The following is an 18,016-nucleotide window of genomic DNA, read 5'->3' as shown; positions in this document are numbered from 1 at the left end:
GAGTAGTAGCCTTTAAGAGGTTTGATGTGAAAGGGGATTCACAAAGCGAATCGCCTGTGTCATTGTGAGCGGGCACCGCCCGAAAAGAGGCGGGCGGCAGAGGCAGAAAGAGCAGTCATGAAATCGCGCAAGCGCCCCGCATTCGGTGTGTTGATCTATTTCGCCATAGCCTTTGGGCTGGGGGCGTATTTCACCTTTGCCGCGGTGCAGGGCGACTATGGCCTGTTCCGCCGCGCCGAGATCGAATCGGGCGAGGCCGAACTGCGCAAGCAACTGGCGGTGCTGGACGGACAGGTGGACCGGATGGAGAACCTGACCCGGCGTCTGTCGGACACCTACCTGGACCTCGACCTGCTGGATCAGCAGGCGCGCGAGGTTCTGGGGATGCTGCGCGCCGACGAGATCGTCATCCGCTGAGCCCCCCTGTCCCGGGTCCGGGCAATCTTGGCGAGGGCTTCACGCGAGCGGCAGATCATGGATGATCGAGGCGGGGACGAGCGCATGGGTTTCCCGGGTGGCGCCCTCGATTTCCAGCACGCCCATTGGCGGCGCCGCTCCGGGCTCGGCACGACTGACGCGCATGCGGTAGGTCACACCTGCATGCCAAAGCGAGAGGGACGCCCACGCGGTGCCATCGCTCCGCACCCAGTCGAAATCGCCGGTAACCTGCGTTGCGTCGACGCTGAACGCGACACGCGGCACTTGATCCGGCGCGCCGAGGTGAAAGCCGTAGAAGAGACCCGGTTGCAGGGAGACGCAGAGCGTTTCCCCGGTCTCGGCAAACCGGCCAAGGAAAACGACATGTTCGTCCGGACCGCAGGGCGCCTCTGCGCCGTCGGGGCTTGCGGAGGATGTGCACATGATGTCACCTTCGGTGTGGCTTGAGCGGTGTGCGGACCCGGCCGATTGTTGGACGTGCCGCAAACCTAGGCTAGGTGTTTTGGTACGAGCAAGAGTGCATGTCGGGCCGGTCCGACCGGCCCGTGCGCAAGAACGGCAAGGAGAGGAGTGCAATCATGAGTGCGCAACTGGTGGCAGCCCTGATCGTGTCGCCCTTCGCGCTGGCCTTCGTCTATGCGGGATATCACGAGTATTCGCGCTACAAGTCCGAGGGCCGGGCGACCTATGGATTGGCCTATGACGAGGAGAGCGGCACGACCCACGTGACCGGCATCGGCGAAGACGAAACGGCCTATGATCCCGAAGAGTTCGATCCCAGCAACTACAACGATCCGGATATCAAGGAGGACGACCGCGCCTAGCGGTTCCCCCGAACAGCAGCGTTGACCTGATCAGCCGGCGTGATCTGACGCTGCGTCAAAATCCCCCTCGAAAAATCCGGGCGAGTCCTGTATAAGATAGTTTAAGGCTAAACTACCTTTTTCAGCACAGGAGCCCGCCCGCATGGCTGCCAGAAAAACCACAAAGAAACCAAACGTTTCCGCCGATGAATTGAAAAAGTACTACCGCGACATGTTGCTGGTGCGTCGATTCGAGGAGAAGGCCGGCCAGCTGTACGGGATGGGCCTGATCGGCGGGTTCTGTCACCTCTACATCGGACAGGAAGCGGTTGTCGTGGGGCTGGAAGCCACTGCCGAGGAGGGTGACAAGCGCATCACCACCTATCGCGACCACGGGCACATGCTGGCCTGTGGCATGGACCCCGACGGCGTGATGGCCGAGTTGACGGGCCGCGAGGGCGGTTATTCCAAGGGCAAGGGCGGCTCGATGCACATGTTCAGCCGCGAGAAGGATTTCTATGGCGGGCACGGGATCGTTGGGGCGAACGTGCCGCTGGGTGCGGGGCTGGCGCTGGCCGATCAGTACAAGGGCAATGATCGCGTGACGTTTACCTATTTCGGGGACGGCGCGGCGAACCAGGGCCAGGTCTACGAGACGTTCAACATGGCCGCTTTGTGGAAACTGCCGGTGGTGTTCGTCATCGAGAACAATCAGTACGCCATGGGCACCTCGCAAAAACGCTCGACCTCGACCCCCGACATCTACACTCGCGGCGAGGCTTTCGGCATCCCCGGCGAGGCCGTCGACGGGATGGACGTGCTGGCCGTGAAGGAGGCCGGTGCGAAGGCGGTGGCGCACTGCCGCAAGGGCGACGGGCCGTATATCCTGGAAGTGAAGACCTATCGGTATCGCGGGCACTCGATGTCCGACCCCGCCAAGTACCGCACGCGCGAGGAAGTGCAGAAGATGCGCGACGAGAAGGACTGTATCGAGCATGTGCGCGAGCTGCTTCTGGAGGGCAAGCACGCCAGCGAAGAGGACCTCAAGGCGATCGACAAGGAAATCAAGGACGTGGTGAACAAGTCCGCCGATTTCGCCAAGGAAAGCGCAGAGCCGGACGTGTCCGAGCTTTGGACAGACATTTACGTCGAAGACACGCGCGAGGACGCCTGATGCGCAAGCGACCGATGCTGATTGGCGCGTTTTTGGCCGCCCTCGGTGCGCCGTCCGTGGCCGCGACGGATTTCACCGATCAGGCGGCGGCGCTGCGCGCGCTCGTGCGCTATGACGGTCCGCCGACCGCGGCTGGGCTGACGCAAACAAGCCTTGATATCCGCCCCGACTGTACCTTTGCCCAGAATGCTGAGGGCACGATGCAGGGCGTCAATGCACGCGTTGTCATGTCGGGCGACCTGCGCAGCGTGGCACCAGGGGATATCTCGCTGGAGACGCAAAGCGAGGCCGTCGCGATACGGTTCGACCTGACGCCGCCTGTGCCGAACTGGCAGGCCACGACCCGGATCGCGGCGGGCAATGCGCTTTACGATCAACTGGTGTCCAACCCGGAAACCTTCGGCCCGCTGATGCCTGCCACGTGCACCGCGCAGGGCTGCGAAATGACACGACTGGTCCGCGACGACGAGGACCAACCTTTTTTTCGACTTTTAGTCACAGACATCATGACCGCGTCCGAGGCCAAACAGGCCACTGACGCGTTCCGCAACCTGGCGGCACTGTGCCAGGGCACGAGCCAGTAGGGAGAAAGCCGACAATGCCAACTGAAATTCTGATGCCTGCCCTGTCGCCAACGATGGAAGAAGGCACTTTGGCCAAGTGGCTGGTCAAGGAAGGGGACACCGTCAACTCTGGCGACATCATGGTCGAGATCGAGACCGACAAGGCCACGATGGAATTCGAAGCCGTCGACGAGGGCACGATCGGCAAGATCCTGATCGAGGAAGGCACCGAGGGGGTGAAGGTGAACACGCCCATCGCGGTGCTGCTGGAAGAGGGCGAAAGCGCGGACGATATCGGCGAAAGCTCGTCGGGCGGCGGTGCCACTTCTGCCAAGGAGGACGATGATAACGGCGATGAGGACGAGAGCCGCGGCAAGGCCGAGCCGGTTGCCGCCTCGCCCGCCGCGCCCGTGCCGCAGCCCGACGCCAGCCCCGACTGGCCTGAGGGCACCGAGATGCAGAAGATGACCGTGCGCGAGGCGATCAACATCGCCATGATCGAAGAGATGCGCAACGACGAGAATGTGTTCATCATGGGCGAGGAGGTGGCCGAGTACCAGGGCGCCTACAAGATCACGCAAAACATGCTGGACGAGTTCGGCGCCAAGCGGGTGATCGACACGCCCATCACTGAGCATGGCTTTGCCGGGATCGGCGTGGGCGCGGCCTGGGGCGGGTTGAAGCCGATCGTGGAGTTCATGACCTGGAACTTCGCGATGCAGGCGATCGACCAGATCATCAACTCGGCCGCCAAGACGAATTACATGTCCGGCGGGCAGCTGGGCTGTTCCATCGTGTTCCGCGGCCCGAACGGCGCCGCCGCGCGGGTGGCCGCGCAGCACAGCCAGGATTACGCGGCGTGGTATTCCCACGTGCCCGGGTTGAAAGTGGTGCAGCCTTATTCGGCCGCCGATGCCAAGGGCCTGCTCAAGAGCGCGATCCGCGACCCGAACCCCGTGATTTTCCTCGAAAACGAGATCCTTTACGGGCGCAGCTTCGCGGTGCCGGTGCTGGATGATTTCACCATTCCCTTCGGCAAGGCGCGGATTGCCCGGCCCGGCGACGACGTGACCATCGTCAGCTTCGGAATCGGCATGACCTATGCTTTGGAGGCCGCCGACAAGCTGGCCGAGGAGGGCGTGAGCGCCGAGGTGATCGACCTGCGCACGCTGAGGCCGCTGGATTATGACACGGTGCTCGCGAGCGTCATGAAGACCAACCGCTGCGTCACGGTCGAGGAAGGCTTCCCCGTGGCCAGCATGGGCAACCATCTCAGCGCGGTGATCATGGAGCGGGCATTCGACTACCTCGATGCGCCGGTGATCAACTGCACGGGCAAGGATGTGCCGATGCCCTATGCCGCGAACCTTGAAAAACTGGCGCTGACCTCGACCAAGGAAGTGATCGAGGCCGTCAACAAAGTGACCTACCGGTAAGGAGAGAGCGCGATGCCCACGGAAATACTCATGCCCGCCCTTTCCCCGACGATGGAGGAAGGCACGCTGGCGAAATGGCTGGTCAAGGAAGGCGACACGGTGAATTCCGGCGACCTGCTGGCCGAGATCGAGACCGACAAGGCGACGATGGAGTTCGAGGCGGTCGACGAAGGCACGATCGGCAAGATCCTGATCGAGGAAGGCACCGAAGGCGTGAAGGTGAACACCGCGATTGCCGTCCTTCTGGAGGAAGGCGAGAGCGCCGACGATATCGGTGACGTGAGCGCGTCCGGCGACTCCGGCGGTGGAGGCGACAAGGCCGAAGCCAAGGAAGACAAGCAGGATGCGGCCCCGAAGAAAGAGGCCGAAGCCAGCAAGCCCGAGAGCGGCGACGTGCCCCCTGCCCCGGCGGCGCCTGTAAAGGACGGCGAGCGCATCTTCGCCTCGCCGCTGGCGCGGCGGATCGCCAAGCAGAAGGGCATCGACCTGACCGAGCTGAAGGGCTCGGGCCCGCATGGGCGGATCGTGAAGGCGGACGTGGAGAGTGCCAAGGCCGGAGCGGCGAAGCCTGCCGATGAGACCGCGGCGGGAGGTCCCGCATCGGGTGCGGGACAGGCGGCCCCTGCCCCGGCGGGCCCCAGCACCGACGCGGTCGTGGCGATGTACCAGAACCGCGAGTTCGAGGAAGTGAAGCTCGACGGGATGCGCAAGACCATCGCCGCCCGCCTGACCGAGGCCAAGCAGACCATTCCGCATTTCTACCTGCGGCGGGATATCCAGCTGGACTCGTTGCTGAAATTCCGCGGACAGCTGAACAAGCAACTTGAAGGGCGCGGCGTGAAGCTGTCGGTGAACGACTTCATCATCAAGGCCTGCGCGCTGGCCTTGCAGGCGGTGCCCGATTGCAACGCGGTCTGGGCCGGGGACCGGGTGCTGAAGCTGAAACCGTCGGACGTGGCGGTGGCCGTGGCGATCGAAGGCGGGCTGTTCACGCCTGTCTTGAAGGATGCCGAAATGAAGTCGCTGTCGGCCCTGTCGGCGGAGATGAAGGACCTTGCCACCCGCGCACGGGAGCGCAAGCTGTCGCCCGAGGAATACCAGGGCGGGACATTCGCCATTTCCAACCTCGGGATGTTCGGGATCGACAATTTCGACGCGGTGATCAACCCGCCGCATGGCGCGATCTTGGCCGTGGGCGCGGGCGTGAAGAAGCCTGTCGTGGGTGACGATGGCGAGTTGACCGTGGCCACTGTGATGTCGGTGACGCTGAGCGTGGATCACCGGGTGATCGACGGGGCGCTTGGGGCGGAGCTGTTGGACAAGATCCGGGAAAACCTGGAGAACCCGATGGTGATGCTGGCCTGAGGGTTTTGGCGTTGCGAAAGTTAGGGCCGGGGATTTCCCCGGCCTTTTTCGTTGCGAGGGGTGGGTTGTTACCCACCTTACGGGTCCGTTCGAACGTCTCGTCGCGCAGCGCCCTGCGCTTACGCCAGCGCGTATATCCCCAGCCCCATGGCCAACCAGCCATAGGCCAGGAGCGCCAGCCAGAAGAGCACCCGGTCGAGCCAGCCGCCGTGATCGTGGTCATGCCCCTCGTGCCCGCCCGAGCCGCGCCAGGCGAGCCAGCCGAAGGCAGCCGTCAGGGCTAGGAACCCCATGTTGAACCAGAAAGTGTAGTCGATCTTGAAGCGCTCGGACGGCTCCATCATACCCTTGGCAGCACTTTGAGGTTCAAGCCCCAGCAGGGCGAAGCCGTAATGAATCGCCAGGGCCGTCAGGATCAGCGCGCCAAGGAACAGCCCGGCGATGTAGAGCGCCATCTTCCAGCCGTAGAACTGGGCGTTCACGCGGATCACGGGAAACACGACGAGGTCGGAGAAGATGAAGGCCATGATCCCCGCCACGCTGACCCCGTTGGCAAAAAGCAGGCCCGCGAGGGGGATATTGCCCATCGAGCCGATGAAGGTGAAGAAGGCCGCGATGGGGCCGATGACGGTGTGCGACAGCACCTCGAAGAAACTGCGCGCGCCTTCCTCGCCGGTGCCGGGGAAAAGCCAGGTGAAGAATTCGGCCGGCACGAAGGCGGCGATGATGCCGGCGATGGTGAAGCCGACGGTGACGTCTTTCCACACCATCTGCCATTCCATCAGGTACGCCTTGGCTATCTTGGACCAGAGCGCGGGCGATTGGGTGAGGTCGGCGGGGTCCTCGGGCTCGTCCTCTTCTCCCGCTTCGAGCGACTGGCGCACGTTCTCGATCAGCTTCTGCGGCCGCCAGAGAGCCACGAGACCCCACATCACCACGATCAGGATGAGGCCGCCCACGTATTCCGCGACCACGAACTGCCAGCTGAGAAAGACCGAGATGACGATGCCGAGCTCGATGACAAGGTTGGTGGAGGCCAGGAGGAACGCCATCGACGGAACGAAGCCCGCGCCCTTGGCGAAGAGCGCCCGCGTCGTGGCGAGGGCCGCGAAACTGCAGGAAGACGAGATGAAACCGAAGAACCCGGCCAGCGACATGGATCCGAGGTCCTCATCCCCCATCGCATGCCGCATCCGGTCGCGGCTGACAAAAAGCTGGATGACCGCACTGACGAGATAACCCAGTCCGAAGGCCCAGAAGGCCACCCAGAAATATCCGAGTGTGGTCAGGGCCGCGTCGGCCCAGGTTTGAAAGAAATTCATCGCGTCGGTTCCCACTTGCGTGGTCAACGCGACGGGTTTGCCGCCTGTTCCGGCGCGCGATCAGATCAGAACGATGGCGTGCCGGTCTGCTTGGCCTTCTGCGCCTTTTTCCACGCGAAAACCTTGCTGCGTTCGGTCCAGTCGTAGCGGCCGTCCTCGCGCACGAGGCTCCAGTAGAGGTCGCCGGCGTCGCGCCACGGGTCCAAGACGAGGCTGTCTTCCATCGAGTCACCCCGGCGGCCGAGAATGGTTGTGCTGTGTTCCAGCCGGATACTGTCATAATTGGCGATGGCGCGGTGAATTTGCAGCGTCTTGAAGTTCTCGCGTTGCAGGCGGGCGTCCATGTCATGCGCCCAGTGCCAGCACAGGCCACGCGGCTTGTTGCCAAAGTTGACGGCGGTGTTATGCGCCAGCGGGCCGCTGTCGATCTCGTACTCTACAACCAGTTGCGCGACGTAGGTATAGGCGACGTAGGCGGCGCGTCCAGCTTCCTCGGGGTCGACGCCGGGGCCGAGGTCGAGGAAAGCCTGTTTCAGCGCGGCGATGTTGGCCGCCTCGCGTTGTGCCGCGGCCTGGTAGAACGCCTTGTCGAAGCGGTGGCCATAGCGGGCCAGCTGCGCCGAGCGTTGCCAGACGGCGTCGGGCATGGAAATGGCCTCGGCCAGGGCACCGGGCGGCAGGCTGATGTTGGCGGTTGCGTTCCGCGAAGACGCGAAGGACTGCGAGCTGCCGTCTTCGGAAACCTCCGTGCAACCTGTGAGGGCGGCAAGAGCAAGGCACGGAAGAAGTTTCAGCAGTTGTGATCGCATGGAGCGTGGCCCCCCGGGCAGACAGTCGCGAATTGTTCTAACTTGTCAGGCGTATCTAGACCTGCCCTTTCGGGTTGTCGACCTGAACAAGCGGAGTAACGCGCGGCTATGGCTGTCGGTTGCAGCATTTTTGCACCAATCCGGGCAAAGAAAAGCCCGGACCGACGTGCGGACCGGGCGAATCCAGGGTTCGACTGCCGAGGCGGGGACGTTCAGCGAACGCCCAGAAGCTGATCCATCGCGACGGAGGGCTGATCACAGCCCGCCTCTCCGACGATCTTGGCCGGCACGCCCGCGACCGTCTTGCAGGGCGGCACCTCCTGCAGCACCACCGAACCGGCGGCGATGCGGCTGCAATGGCCGACCTTGATGTTGCCAAGGACCTTGGCACCAGCGCCAATCAGGACGCCGTCGCCGATCTTGGGGTGGCGGTCTTCCTCTTCCTTGCCGGTGCCGCCGAGGGTCACGGAGTGCAGCATCGAAACGTTGTCGCCCACCACGGCGGTTTCGCCGATCACGATGGAGTGGGCGTGGTCGATCATGATGCCCTTGCCGATGCGGGCGGCGGGGTGGATATCGACGCCGAACACCTCGGAGCAGCGCATCTGGAAGAAACGCGCCATGTCGCGGCGATCGGTGCGCCACAGCCAGTTCGCCACGCGGTAGGCCTGGACTGCCTGGAAGCCCTTGAAGAACAGCATCGGCAGGATAAAGCGGTCGCAGGCCGGGTCACGGTCATAGACGGCGACGATATCGGCGCGCGCGGCCTGCCCCAGTTCGGGGTCGTCGGCATAGGCCATGTCGCAGATTTCGCGCAGAAGCTGCTCGGGCATCTCGTGCGATCCCAGTTTCATCGACGTGCGGTAGGCCAACGCGGATTCGATGGTCTTATGGTGCAGGATCGACGAATGGATGAGCCCGCCAAGCAGCGGCTCGTCCTTTATCGCGGTCTCCGCCTCGGTGTTGATCCGGGCCCAGACCGGGTCAAGCTCGGCCAGCTTTGCATGTGTGTTCGCCATGTGCATGCTCCTTGGTGCGAGTATCGCTTATACCAGATAAGCTCGATCCGTAAAATGCAAAGGCGTCATGGGTGGGTTCACGAAAATGAATGAAGCAGAGATCAGGGATTTTCGCGCACTGATCGAGACGCGTCTGGCGGAACTCGACGACGAAGACGTCCGTGGCGCGGCGGGCAAGGCCACGGTGGAGCTGGACCAGCAATCGGTCGGTCGTCTGAGCCGAATGGACGCGTTGCAGAACCAGGCGATGGCCAGGGCCACGGATGCGCGCCGCGCCGGGGAGCGGGCGCGGCTGACCGCCGCCCTCGCCCGGATGGACGAGGGCGAGTTCGGCTATTGTGAGGATTGCGGCGAGGAGATTGTCCTTGGCCGCCTGAAGCTGGACCCGGCCGCGACGCGCTGCGTGGAGTGCGCGCGCGGCTGAGGCTTCGCGTTCAGGCGGGACGGATCATGCGGTCACCTCGATCCGCGCAAAGCGGCCCGGCCCGAAGCGCGCGGAAACCTGCGCGACCTGAATCTCGTAAAGACCCGACAGTGCGTCGGCGGCCTGATCCGCCGCGCTGTAGGTCCAGACCGGCGACGTCGTGCTGGTCTGGCGGATCACCGCGTCCTGCTGCACCACGCGCACGAGGTATTCCTCGCGGTCCTCGCCCAGCGGCACATCGGCGGTGTCCCAGCGGTCACCGTCAATCCGGGTGCGCCGGATCCAGCTGATCGACAGAGCGCCGCCCGCGCCCGCCGAAAGCCTCAGATGCGCCGGCGACAGCGGCCTCAGACCCAGCCCGTCGAAAGCCAGCCGCACCGCGCTGAAGCTGGGGTCGTCCACCGGGCGCCCGGCGGGGCCGATCCGGTAGTAGCGCGCCAGCCCGCGCTTGGCCTTGGACAGCTCAATCTGCTTGGCGGTGCCATTGAGGCGCACCAGATAGCTGCCTTGTGGCCAGGCCTCGGCACGCTCGGTGCCGACCTGTCCGCGCAGGCGGTGGCTGAGCAGGTACGTGTCGATGTCGACGAGGTCTGCATCACGGAACTGGATGAGCTCCCACCCGTCGGGGGTGCCGTCGCCGATGGCGCAAAGGTTGCCGCCATTAAAGAGCGCCAGTTCGCTGATGCTTTCCAAACTGCCGCCCAGCATCCGCACCTGCACGGCGGGTCCGCGGTCGATGCGGCCCGCGTGGGCCGGAAAGAGCGGCGTTTCCAGCACACCCACGGGGGTGCGGGCCGTCACAAGGCTGTTGAGGGCATAGTTCGAATCCTCGTCCGAAGCATACAGTGCGACAGAGCCGGGCCAGGGGTTGGCGGTGACCGCGAGATATGGTGCGTGAGGCACCTCGTCGCCTGTCAGAAGCGGCAGGTCGAGAAAGAACGGTGCCACCGGCGCCGGCGCCACGAAGGGACGCAGGGTCACGGCCTCGTCCTCGAATTCGGCCGGGCGATAGCTTTCGGGTTCGATCCGCACCGCTTCGAGCTTTTGCGCCCCGGCCATCTGGTCGGCCCGGTCGACGCGGAAAAAGCCCCTGCCCTGTCCTTCGGGAATGGCGATGACGTCGCCCGCGCCGGTCTCGAGTTGCGAGGGCGGCAGGGTCAGGCGCAGGGTGTCCGTGGCGAGGCGCGCCTCGGACAGCCAGCGTTCAACGGTCTGGCGGCCCTCGGCGCGGGTCATGGCCAGCGGAAATTCCGAAATCGAAACACCATGGGTGGCGTCGTCGGGCAGGATCGCCTCTTCGGCGATGACCTCGAAATCCCCGTCAGCCTCGATAAAGCGCAGGCGGACGCGGCCCGCCAGTTCCACGGTGCTGCCGCGCATCTCCTCCAGGACGCTGTCCATCTCGGGGTCACGCACCAGCGTATCAACGTCGATAACGCGATCGGTCCCACCGTCGCGCATGATGAAACGCAGACGCCCGTCCCGTTCCACCGCGTCGACGCCATAGCGCAGCATCAGCGGTTGCAGGGCGCTGCGGGCTTCGGATACCTGGTCGACCGTGTAGCCACGCACCAACCCGTGGGCCCCGGACGTGTCACAGGCGTTCAGGCCTGACCTCAGGCAAATTTCCTCGATGACCGAGGCCAGCATGCGGGACGAGATGCGCCCGTTGAGCCAGTGACCTCGTGTGTAATTGGCACCATCGCTCCATAAATCGCGATTGTTTGGGAAATTCGGATAGGGCCGCATGTCCCAGGCCCAGGCATATGCGTGATCCATGTCCAGCATCGCGCCGTCGTAGACGTCCGATTGCGGGTTGTTGGCGGGATCGTTCCAATAGTCAAGAAAACCGCGCAGGTATTGGTGTTGTATCAGCTCGTCGCGGCGCCCGTCCGAGAAATGCGGCAGGGTGGATTCCGACGATTTCGGATCGAGGAACTTGTTGGGCTGGTTGGTGCCCTTGTCCACGGCGGCGCAGCCATACTCGTCCACCCAGGCGCCGTCGAATTGCGGCCCGCGCAGGCTCTCCGGGTCATGTGCCGAGAAAACCTGCGCGACTGCGCCGTTGGGCCATTGAAGCCGCTTGCGCGTCGCCTGCCAGACAGGGCGACGATCGGGCGGCGAGCAGGCCATGATACCGCTTTCACCGAAGATCATCACGTCGCGCACCTGGTCGATGGTCTCGCCCACCAGGGCCAGGCGATGACACCGGCCCGCGTCAAGCGGCCTGGCCCCCTCGACCTGGCCGCGCACCCATTCGGCCCCTGCGCGTGTCTTGCCCGCGCCCCGCCCGCCCAGGATGACCCATGTGCGCCAGTCGCCTTCGGGCGGGCGCTGGTGCTCCATCGCCCAGAAATCGAACAGGTACGGCAGCGACAGGATTTCGCCGTCACTCAGGCTGTCCAGAAACTCTTTCTGCGTCTCGGGCCCTGCGGAGACGAGCCAGTCGACATCCGATACTTTCCCGGGCTTCTTCGAGGTCGAGGGCGTATCCATCCGCGACGCCAAGCTCTTTTTCTCTTCTTTTTGCAAGTTGTGTCTCCGCATCTATCGCGATCTTCAGCCATTGCCGTATTTCCGACGTGGCGCGCCTGGCGTCTTTCAGGTCACCGAATTGCCCACGCCTGATCTGGGCGTAGACCGCCTCCAGATCGGCGCGCATGGCCGACAGCTGCTTCTCGAGCGCGTCTATCGACAGCGTGACCTGGGAAGGGGTCCGATCTTGCGTGATCAATGGCATGCGGGCCAACACCTCGAAGTTCTTGCATCGCGGAAGATTCATCTCGGGAAGCAAACAGGCGACCGGTGGTCATCCCACGGGTCGCCTGCAGTTTCAGAGATCTCGGTTAAGCATTCGTCGCGGCATCGTGCGGTGCCGTGGCAGCTTGCCTCGTGCGCCTACTGGTTGGCGCGTTCGGCCTCCAGCGCGCGATAGGCCGCGACGTTGCGGTTATGCTCTTCGAGCGTTTCCGCGAAGAGGTGCCCGTCGCGCGGGTCCAGCGTGCGAGCCACGAAGAACACATAGTCGGTATCCTCGGGGTTTACCGCCGCCTCGATGCTGGCGCGGCCGGGATTGGCGATGGGCGTCGGCGGCAACCCGTCGATGACGTAGGTATTGTAGGGCGTCTCGGCACGCAGCTCGCTCTGGCGCAGGCCGCGGCCCAGCACGCCCTCGCCATTCGTGATGCCATAGATCACGGTGGGGTCGGTCTGCAGCCGCATCCCTTCTTGCAGCCGGTTGGTAAAGACGCTCGCAACCTGCCCGCGTTCGGTGGGCACGCCGGTTTCCTTCTCGATGATCGAGGCGAGGATCAGCGCCTCTTCGGGCGTCTCGACGGCAATGTCCGACGCGCGGTTCTGCCAGGCCTCGGTCAGGATCAATTCCTGCGCCTCGCGCATCCGGGTCAGAATGCTTTCGCGGGTGTCGCCCACGCTGAACTCGTAACTGTTCGGCGCAAGGCTGCCCTCGGGCGGCACCGCCGCCACCTCGCCGTCCAGCGCGTCGAACGCACCAAGCGCGTTCACCACCTGCCAGCTGGTCACGCCTTCGGCGACGGCCACGCGGTAGCGGGTGTCGGCCTGATCACGCACCTCGGTGAATTCGGCGGGAGGAGTGACCTCCTCGGCCTGCGGATCGAAGGCCGCAACCTCGACAAAGCGATTGGTGGCCGGGTCCAGTTCGCGCACCTCGACCTCGCTCGCATTGACGCCGATGCGGTACACCACCTCGGTGCCACAGGTGCTGGCCCCGCCTCGGGTCACGATATCGGTGATCTCGCCCATGGTGGAGCCTTCGGGGATCAGCCAGCTACCAGCCTTTAGAAGCTGCGTCTTGTCGGTGTAGTCCGCACCGATGCGGAAGATCCGCTCGCTGGTGATCGCGCCCTGCTCGGCCAGATCGGCCGAGATACCGCGCATCGAACTGCCGCGCGGTACCTGAAGGCAGATCGGCTCTTCCAGCGGACCCGTGGCCTGGTACTCGTTCTGGCCCCAAAGGATTACCCCGCCCAACAGGAAGACCACGACAACAAGAAACGTCAGGAAATTCGACGCGATGTGCCGCCACATCAGCGTACGGCCCCGATGCAGAGACAGGCATTGGTGCCGCCGAAACCGAAGCTGTTGGACAGTGCCACCTTGATCTCGCGTTCATGCTTGGCGTTGGCGGCCAGGTTCATCGGCGTTTCCACTGCCGGATTGTCCAGATTGATCGTCGGCGGCGCCACCTGGTCACGAATGGCCAGGATCGAGAAGATGCCCTCGATCGCCCCGGCCGCACCCAACAGGTGCCCGGTCGAGGATTTGGTCGAACTCATGGTCGCTTTCGAGGCCGCATCACCCAGCAGTTTCTCAACCGCCTTCAATTCGATCGTGTCGGCCATGGTGCTGGTGCCGTGGGCGTTGATGTAATCCACGTCGGCAGGCTCGATCCCGGCATTGCGCAGCGCACCCTGCATGGCGCGGAACCCGCCATCGCCGTCCTCTGCGGGTGCGGTGATGTGATAGGCGTCACCTGACAGGCCATAGCCAAGGACTTCGGCATAGATCTTGGCACCGCGCGCCTTGGCGTGCTCGTACTCCTCCAGCACGACCATGCCAGCCCCCTCGCCCATCACGAAGCCGTCGCGGTCGGCGTCGTAGGGGCGGCTGGCGCCTTGCGGGTCGTCGGCGCGTTTTGTGGACAGTGCCTTGCAGGCGTTGAAGCCGGCAATACCGATCTCGCAGATCGCCGCTTCGGCACCACCCGCGATCATCACGTCCGCGTCCCCGTGCTGGATCAACCGCGCCGCATCGCCTATGGCATGCGCCCCAGTCGAACAGGCGGTCACAACCGCGTGGTTCGGCCCCTTGAAGCCGTAGCGAATGCTGACCTGCCCGCTGATCAGGTTGATAAGCGCGCCGGGAATAAAGAAGGGCGACACCCGCCGCACGCCACGGTCGCGAATAAGCAGCGTCGTCTCCTCGATCGAGCGCAGCCCGCCGATGCCGGACCCGATCATAACACCAGTGCGCAGGCGGCTTTCCTCGTCCTCGGGCAGCCAATCGGCGTCCCGCACGGCCTGTTCGGCCGCCGCAACGCCATAGAGGATGAAATCATCCACTTTCCGGCGCTCCTTGGGCTCCATGTAATCTTCGGAGTTGAAGGTGCCGTCGCTGCCGTCGCCCAAGGGCACTTCGCAGGCGTATTTCGTGGCCACGTTCGTGGGATCGAACCGCGTGATGGTGCCCGCTCCTGACTTCCCTTCCAGAATGCGGCTCCAGCTCTCCTCCACGCCAGACGCCAGCGGGGTCACAAGACCCAGACCCGTCACAACCACTCGACGCATGATGTTGCCCTCTTGTCCTACCTTCGTCGGCTTCCATACCGCGCCTTGCCTATCGGGGGCAAGGCCAACGGCAAACGGGCGCGGTCTTCCGCGCCCCTTTTTTCAAGCCTGTCATTCAGCTTATTGGAACTCGGCGATCGGTTCGCGGTCGCCCTGTGCCACTTCCAGCGCCTCTTGCAGCGACACGTCGCGGGACAACAGCGCCCGGCCGATGATCGTGCCGGAAATGTTGGGTACGTATTTCAGACGCGACACGTCATCGACGCTGCGCACGGTACCGCGTGCGATGACCGGATGCCGGGTCAGACCGGCCAGCCCGCTGATCACGCCCAGCGTCCCGTCGCTGTCTTCGATATCGGCGTCGATATCGGTCAGGATGATGCCAGCCAGCGGCGCATCATCGAAAGCGGCGATATAGCTTTCAGGCGTGAATGCGCTTTTCGTGCGCCAGCCCTCGGTCATCACCGAACCCTGGAAGATATCGACGGCCAGCACGATCTGGTCAGGATAGAACTTGGCCAGTTCGCGCAGGGTGTCGGGGTCGTAGGCGGCCATGGTGCCAACCACGATCCGGCCCGCGCCCTTGTCGATCCATTTTGCAACGCTGTCACGCGACCGGAAACCGCCGCCCAGCTGGACCGGGATCCCGACAGTGCGAATGATCTCTTCCATCAGGCTACTGTTGTCGCCGTCACCGGCCAGCGCGTCGATGTCGGTCAGATGCATCCACGATGCGCCGGCGGCGGCAAAGGATTTCGCTGTCTCGACAGGGTCGACATGCCAGATGACGGGCTCTTCGAGCCGACCGCGCGTCAGGGACACGCATTTGCCGTTACGCAGTTCGAGAGTGGGGTAGATGATCATGCGACAGTCACCTTCTGATTCGGGCTGGTTCCGCCTTGTTTGCGGGGTCTGCCCTTCTTAGACCCCTGCTTCGTTGACGATGGTCTCAAATCGGCATGATACAGTCTGTTCCCGAAATTTTCGACCGCGCAAATGAAAAGACCCCGCCGCGCCGGCAGGGTCTTTCGAAAATCTCTTGTGCGTCGTCGTGGTTACGACGCTTCCTTGATGAACTTCACCGCGTCGCCGAAGGTCTGGATGTTCTCGGCGGCGTCATCGGGGATCTCGATGCCGAATTCTTCTTCGAACGCCATGACCAGTTCGACCGTGTCCAGGCTGTCCGCGCCCAGGTCGTCAATGAAAGAGGCGTTCTCGGTTACTTTGTCTTCCTCGACGCCCAGGTGTTCCACCACGATCTTTTTTACGCGGTCTGCGATATCGCTCATGTTTCGTTCCTCATCTTCAGCCGGGTCATTCGCCCGTTTTCTGTGCCCTCGCCCGTTTGGACTAGCGGCTAAATGTGCCCCTTGACCGGGCGGCTTGCATGACCCGTATAACGGGCATTTACGGGGTAATACAGTATCACCCCCGCGTAAACTGCGCCGCCTATAGCATATGCGACGCGATTGGCAAATGGATTCCCATGCCCTTGTTTCTTCAACGCGGCGCGATGCCTCAAAGCATCGCCATGCCGCCGTTGACGTGAAGCGTCGCCCCCGTGACATAGCCCGCCTCGGGGCTTGCGAGGTATAGGACCGCTGCCGCGATTTCCTCCGGCGTGCCCATGCGGGCTGCGGGAATCTGCGCGTTGATCTTGTCCTTCTGGTCGTCCGTCAGCTTGTCGGTCATCGCCGTGGCGATGAAGCCGGGTGCCACAGCATTGGCGGTGATCCCGCGGCTGGCGACCTCATAGGCGATCGACTTGGTCATGCCCACCATCCCGGCCTTGGAGGCGGCATAGTTCACCTGTCCGGGGTTGCCCGTCGCGCCCACGATCGAGCTGATGTTGATGATCCGCCCCCAGCGCGCCTTCATCATCGGGCGCATCACGCCACGGCACAGGCGCATGGTGGCGGTCAGGTTCACGTCGATCACGCTCTGCCACTCCTCGTCGGACATGCGCATGAAGATCTGATCGCGCGTGATCCCTGCATTGTTGACAAGGATATCAACCCCGCCCATCGCCTCGGCGGCCTGTTTCGGCAGTGCGTCGACGGCCTCCGGATCGCTCAGGTTGCAGGGCAGTACATGCGCCCGCTCGCCCAGCTCCCCGGCCAGCGCCTCCAGCGGCTCGACCCGTGTGCCCGACAGGCCCACGGTCGCGCCCGCGCCATGCAACGCCTTTGCAATCTCTCCGCCGATGCCTCCGGATGCGCCGGTCACCAGCGCCGTCTTTCCCGTCAGGTCGAACATGTATCTTGATCCTTCTCGTCTGGCGCCAAATTTCTTTGCGAAGAAATTTGACAAGAAAATCCCATTTTCCTGGCCCCGGCTCAGCCGGCCATCGACTCGGCGGCCGCTTTCACATCCTCGGGCGTGCCGATTGCGCGGGTGGCGATGTCGCGGTTGATGCGGCGAACCATGCCGATCAGCGCCTTGCCTGCGCCGATTTCCCACACGTCGTCCACGCCCTGCGCGCCCATGTATTCCACCGACTCGCGCCAGCGCACGGACCCGGTCACCTGCTTGACCAACAACGCGCGGATCTCCGCCGGGTCCTGCACCCCGCTGGCCGTCACGTTGGCGACCACCGGTACGCGCGGCGCCGTGATCGTAACCTCCGACAATGCGGACGCCATCACATCGGCGGCGGGCGCCATCAAGGCAGAATGAAACGGCGCACTGACCGGCAGCAGCATGGCGCGCTTGGCCCCCTTCTCCTTGGCCAGTTCCACCGCCTTTTCCACGGCGGCGGCATTGCCCGAGACCACCACCTGCGCCGGGTCGTTGTCATTGGCGGCCTGCACCACGCCGCCATCCGCTGCGGCGGCCTGGGCCACCTCGGTCACAGTGGCAAAATCAAGTCCCAGGATCGCAGCCATTGCGCCTTCGCCCACCGGCACGGCAGCCTGCATCGCCTGACCCCTCGTGCGCAACAGGCGCGCACAGTCACTGACGCTCAGCGCCCCGGCCGCGGCCAACGCGGAGTATTCGCCCAGCGAATGCCCGGCCACCAGCGACGCCGCCTCGATGCTCACGCCTTCGGCCTCCAGCGCCCGCATCGTGGCGAGTGACGTGGCCATCAGCGCGGGCTGCGCATTCTGCGTCAGCGTCAGTGTTTCCTGATCGCCCTCCCAGATCAGGTCGCTCAACTTCTCGCCCAGCGCCTCGTCGACCTCGTCGAAGACCGCCTTCGCTGCCGGATAGGCATCGGCCAACGCCTTGCCCATCCCGATCGTCTGGGCCCCTTGCCCGGGAAATACGAATGCCTTGCTCATGGTGCCTTGCCCCTCCCATTCAATGCCCTCGGATAGCGTGACGCGACGGGCGGTG

At 64.0% G+C, this 18,016-nt stretch carries 18 protein-coding genes; 7 read left to right on the top strand and 11 right to left on the bottom strand.

Annotated features, from left to right (window positions below):
- Positions 1–117 precede the first annotated feature (117 nt).
- On the top strand, positions 118–417 hold the full coding sequence (locus PVV74_RS18325) for an FtsB family cell division protein (RefSeq protein ID WP_103764149.1): 300 nt from the start codon (positions 118–120) through the stop codon (positions 415–417).
- 39 nt (positions 418–456) lie between these two features.
- Here the strand turns inward: PVV74_RS18325 and PVV74_RS18320 are convergent, their stop codons facing one another.
- On the bottom strand, positions 457–861 hold the full coding sequence (locus PVV74_RS18320; protein WP_274594235.1) for a hypothetical protein: 405 nt from the start codon (positions 859–861) through the stop codon (positions 457–459).
- 155 nt (positions 862–1,016) lie between these two features.
- Between PVV74_RS18320 and PVV74_RS18315 the strand changes: the two genes are divergently transcribed.
- From PVV74_RS18315 to PVV74_RS18295, 5 genes are all read left to right on the top strand, one after another.
- Positions 1,017–1,262, top strand: a complete 246-nt coding sequence (locus tag PVV74_RS18315; protein WP_103764270.1) for a hypothetical protein — start codon at positions 1,017–1,019, stop codon at positions 1,260–1,262.
- Between the two features lie 142 nt (positions 1,263–1,404).
- Positions 1,405–2,415, top strand: a complete 1,011-nt coding sequence (gene pdhA / locus PVV74_RS18310; protein ID WP_103764147.1) for a pyruvate dehydrogenase (acetyl-transferring) E1 component subunit alpha — start codon at positions 1,405–1,407, stop codon at positions 2,413–2,415.
- The gene (locus PVV74_RS18305) at positions 2,415–2,999 is read left to right on the top strand and encodes a hypothetical protein (RefSeq protein ID WP_103764146.1); all 585 of its coding nucleotides are present in this window, start codon (positions 2,415–2,417) and stop codon (positions 2,997–2,999) included. Before pdhA ends, PVV74_RS18305 begins: the two co-directional genes overlap by 1 nt.
- Before the next feature lie 14 nt (positions 3,000–3,013).
- Positions 3,014–4,414 carry a pyruvate dehydrogenase complex E1 component subunit beta gene (locus tag PVV74_RS18300; protein WP_274594234.1) on the top strand — a complete coding sequence of 467 codons (1,401 nt, stop codon included), beginning with the start codon at positions 3,014–3,016 and terminating at the stop codon, positions 4,412–4,414.
- Between the two features lie 12 nt (positions 4,415–4,426).
- A complete protein-coding gene (locus PVV74_RS18295) occupies positions 4,427–5,779 on the top strand; it encodes a pyruvate dehydrogenase complex dihydrolipoamide acetyltransferase (RefSeq protein ID WP_274594233.1) in 1,353 nt (450 codons plus the stop codon).
- Between the two features lie 119 nt (positions 5,780–5,898).
- Here the strand turns inward: PVV74_RS18295 and PVV74_RS18290 are convergent, their stop codons facing one another.
- The 3 genes from PVV74_RS18290 to cysE form a co-directional block, all read right to left on the bottom strand.
- The gene (locus PVV74_RS18290; protein ID WP_274594232.1) at positions 5,899–7,101 is read right to left on the bottom strand and encodes a permease; all 1,203 of its coding nucleotides are present in this window, start codon (positions 7,099–7,101) and stop codon (positions 5,899–5,901) included.
- Positions 7,102–7,166: 65 nt separating this feature from the next.
- On the bottom strand, positions 7,167–7,910 hold the full coding sequence (locus PVV74_RS18285) for a hypothetical protein (RefSeq protein WP_274594231.1): 744 nt from the start codon (positions 7,908–7,910) through the stop codon (positions 7,167–7,169).
- Positions 7,911–8,122: 212 nt separating this feature from the next.
- Positions 8,123–8,929: a serine O-acetyltransferase gene (cysE, locus tag PVV74_RS18280; protein ID WP_103764269.1), complete on the bottom strand. Its 807-nt coding sequence runs from the start codon at positions 8,927–8,929 to the stop codon at positions 8,123–8,125.
- 85 nt (positions 8,930–9,014) lie between these two features.
- Here cysE and PVV74_RS18275 point away from each other — a divergent pair, with 85 nt between their 5' ends.
- Positions 9,015–9,353: a TraR/DksA family transcriptional regulator gene (locus PVV74_RS18275; RefSeq protein ID WP_274594230.1), complete on the top strand. Its 339-nt coding sequence runs from the start codon at positions 9,015–9,017 to the stop codon at positions 9,351–9,353.
- 24 nt (positions 9,354–9,377) lie between these two features.
- Here the strand turns inward: PVV74_RS18275 and PVV74_RS18270 are convergent, their stop codons facing one another.
- The 7 genes from PVV74_RS18270 to fabD form a co-directional block, all read right to left on the bottom strand.
- Positions 9,378–11,849: a baseplate megatron protein TIM-barrel domain-containing protein gene (locus tag PVV74_RS18270; RefSeq protein ID WP_274594229.1), complete on the bottom strand. Its 2,472-nt coding sequence runs from the start codon at positions 11,847–11,849 to the stop codon at positions 9,378–9,380.
- 402 nt (positions 11,850–12,251) lie between these two features.
- Positions 12,252–13,421 carry an endolytic transglycosylase MltG gene (gene mltG / locus PVV74_RS18265; protein ID WP_103764140.1) on the bottom strand — a complete coding sequence of 390 codons (1,170 nt, stop codon included), beginning with the start codon at positions 13,419–13,421 and terminating at the stop codon, positions 12,252–12,254.
- The gene (fabF, locus tag PVV74_RS18260) at positions 13,421–14,680 is read right to left on the bottom strand and encodes a beta-ketoacyl-ACP synthase II (protein ID WP_103764139.1); all 1,260 of its coding nucleotides are present in this window, start codon (positions 14,678–14,680) and stop codon (positions 13,421–13,423) included. The genes mltG and fabF overlap by 1 nt, the downstream gene beginning before the upstream one ends.
- Positions 14,681–14,800: 120 nt before the next feature.
- On the bottom strand, positions 14,801–15,544 hold the full coding sequence (locus PVV74_RS18255) for a 1-(5-phosphoribosyl)-5-[(5-phosphoribosylamino)methylideneamino] imidazole-4-carboxamide isomerase (RefSeq protein WP_274594228.1): 744 nt from the start codon (positions 15,542–15,544) through the stop codon (positions 14,801–14,803).
- A gap of 191 nt (positions 15,545–15,735) precedes the next feature.
- A complete protein-coding gene (locus PVV74_RS18250; protein WP_057794165.1) occupies positions 15,736–15,969 on the bottom strand; it encodes an acyl carrier protein in 234 nt (77 codons plus the stop codon).
- A gap of 229 nt (positions 15,970–16,198) precedes the next feature.
- Positions 16,199–16,936, bottom strand: coding sequence for a 3-oxoacyl-[acyl-carrier-protein] reductase (fabG, locus tag PVV74_RS18245; RefSeq protein WP_274594227.1), 738 nt, complete (start codon positions 16,934–16,936; stop codon positions 16,199–16,201).
- 80 nt (positions 16,937–17,016) lie between these two features.
- Positions 17,017–17,961: an ACP S-malonyltransferase gene (gene fabD, locus PVV74_RS18240; RefSeq protein WP_274594226.1), complete on the bottom strand. Its 945-nt coding sequence runs from the start codon at positions 17,959–17,961 to the stop codon at positions 17,017–17,019.
- Between the last annotated feature and the right edge of the window lie 55 nt (positions 17,962–18,016).

It is taken from the genome of Roseovarius sp. SK2 (genome assembly GCF_028807495.1).
Lineage (GTDB): Bacteria > Pseudomonadota > Alphaproteobacteria > Rhodobacterales > Rhodobacteraceae > Roseovarius > Roseovarius confluentis.
This window is presented reverse-complemented; position numbering and strand designations above follow the sequence as displayed.

What these genes read in the sequence shown, in the direction of transcription:
- PVV74_RS18305 (WP_103764146.1), top strand. Translation starts at nt 2,415, where the DNA reads ATGCGCAAGCGACCGATGCTGATTGGCGCGTTTTTGGCCGCCCTCGGT.
- mltG (WP_103764140.1), bottom strand. Translation starts at nt 13,421, where the DNA reads ATGTGGCGGCACATCGCGTCGAATTTCCTGACGTTTCTTGTTGTCGTG.
- fabF (WP_103764139.1), bottom strand. Translation starts at nt 14,680, where the DNA reads ATGCGTCGAGTGGTTGTGACGGGTCTGGGTCTTGTGACCCCGCTGGCG.
- PVV74_RS18290 (WP_274594232.1), bottom strand. Translation starts at nt 7,101, where the DNA reads ATGAATTTCTTTCAAACCTGGGCCGACGCGGCCCTGACCACACTCGGA.
- PVV74_RS18250 (WP_057794165.1), bottom strand. Translation starts at nt 15,969, where the DNA reads ATGAGCGATATCGCAGACCGCGTAAAAAAGATCGTGGTGGAACACCTG.
- PVV74_RS18275 (WP_274594230.1), top strand. Translation starts at nt 9,015, where the DNA reads ATGAATGAAGCAGAGATCAGGGATTTTCGCGCACTGATCGAGACGCGT.
- fabD (WP_274594226.1), bottom strand. Translation starts at nt 17,961, where the DNA reads ATGAGCAAGGCATTCGTATTTCCCGGGCAAGGGGCCCAGACGATCGGG.
- PVV74_RS18325 (WP_103764149.1), top strand. Translation starts at nt 118, where the DNA reads ATGAAATCGCGCAAGCGCCCCGCATTCGGTGTGTTGATCTATTTCGCC.
- PVV74_RS18315 (WP_103764270.1), top strand. Translation starts at nt 1,017, where the DNA reads ATGAGTGCGCAACTGGTGGCAGCCCTGATCGTGTCGCCCTTCGCGCTG.
- fabG (WP_274594227.1), bottom strand. Translation starts at nt 16,936, where the DNA reads ATGTTCGACCTGACGGGAAAGACGGCGCTGGTGACCGGCGCATCCGGA.
- PVV74_RS18255 (WP_274594228.1), bottom strand. Translation starts at nt 15,544, where the DNA reads ATGATCATCTACCCCACTCTCGAACTGCGTAACGGCAAATGCGTGTCC.
- PVV74_RS18285 (WP_274594231.1), bottom strand. Translation starts at nt 7,910, where the DNA reads ATGCGATCACAACTGCTGAAACTTCTTCCGTGCCTTGCTCTTGCCGCC.
- cysE (WP_103764269.1), bottom strand. Translation starts at nt 8,929, where the DNA reads ATGGCGAACACACATGCAAAGCTGGCCGAGCTTGACCCGGTCTGGGCC.
- PVV74_RS18270 (WP_274594229.1), bottom strand. Translation starts at nt 11,849, where the DNA reads ATGGATACGCCCTCGACCTCGAAGAAGCCCGGGAAAGTATCGGATGTC.
- PVV74_RS18320 (WP_274594235.1), bottom strand. Translation starts at nt 861, where the DNA reads ATGTGCACATCCTCCGCAAGCCCCGACGGCGCAGAGGCGCCCTGCGGT.
- pdhA (WP_103764147.1), top strand. Translation starts at nt 1,405, where the DNA reads ATGGCTGCCAGAAAAACCACAAAGAAACCAAACGTTTCCGCCGATGAA.
- PVV74_RS18300 (WP_274594234.1), top strand. Translation starts at nt 3,014, where the DNA reads ATGCCAACTGAAATTCTGATGCCTGCCCTGTCGCCAACGATGGAAGAA.
- PVV74_RS18295 (WP_274594233.1), top strand. Translation starts at nt 4,427, where the DNA reads ATGCCCACGGAAATACTCATGCCCGCCCTTTCCCCGACGATGGAGGAA.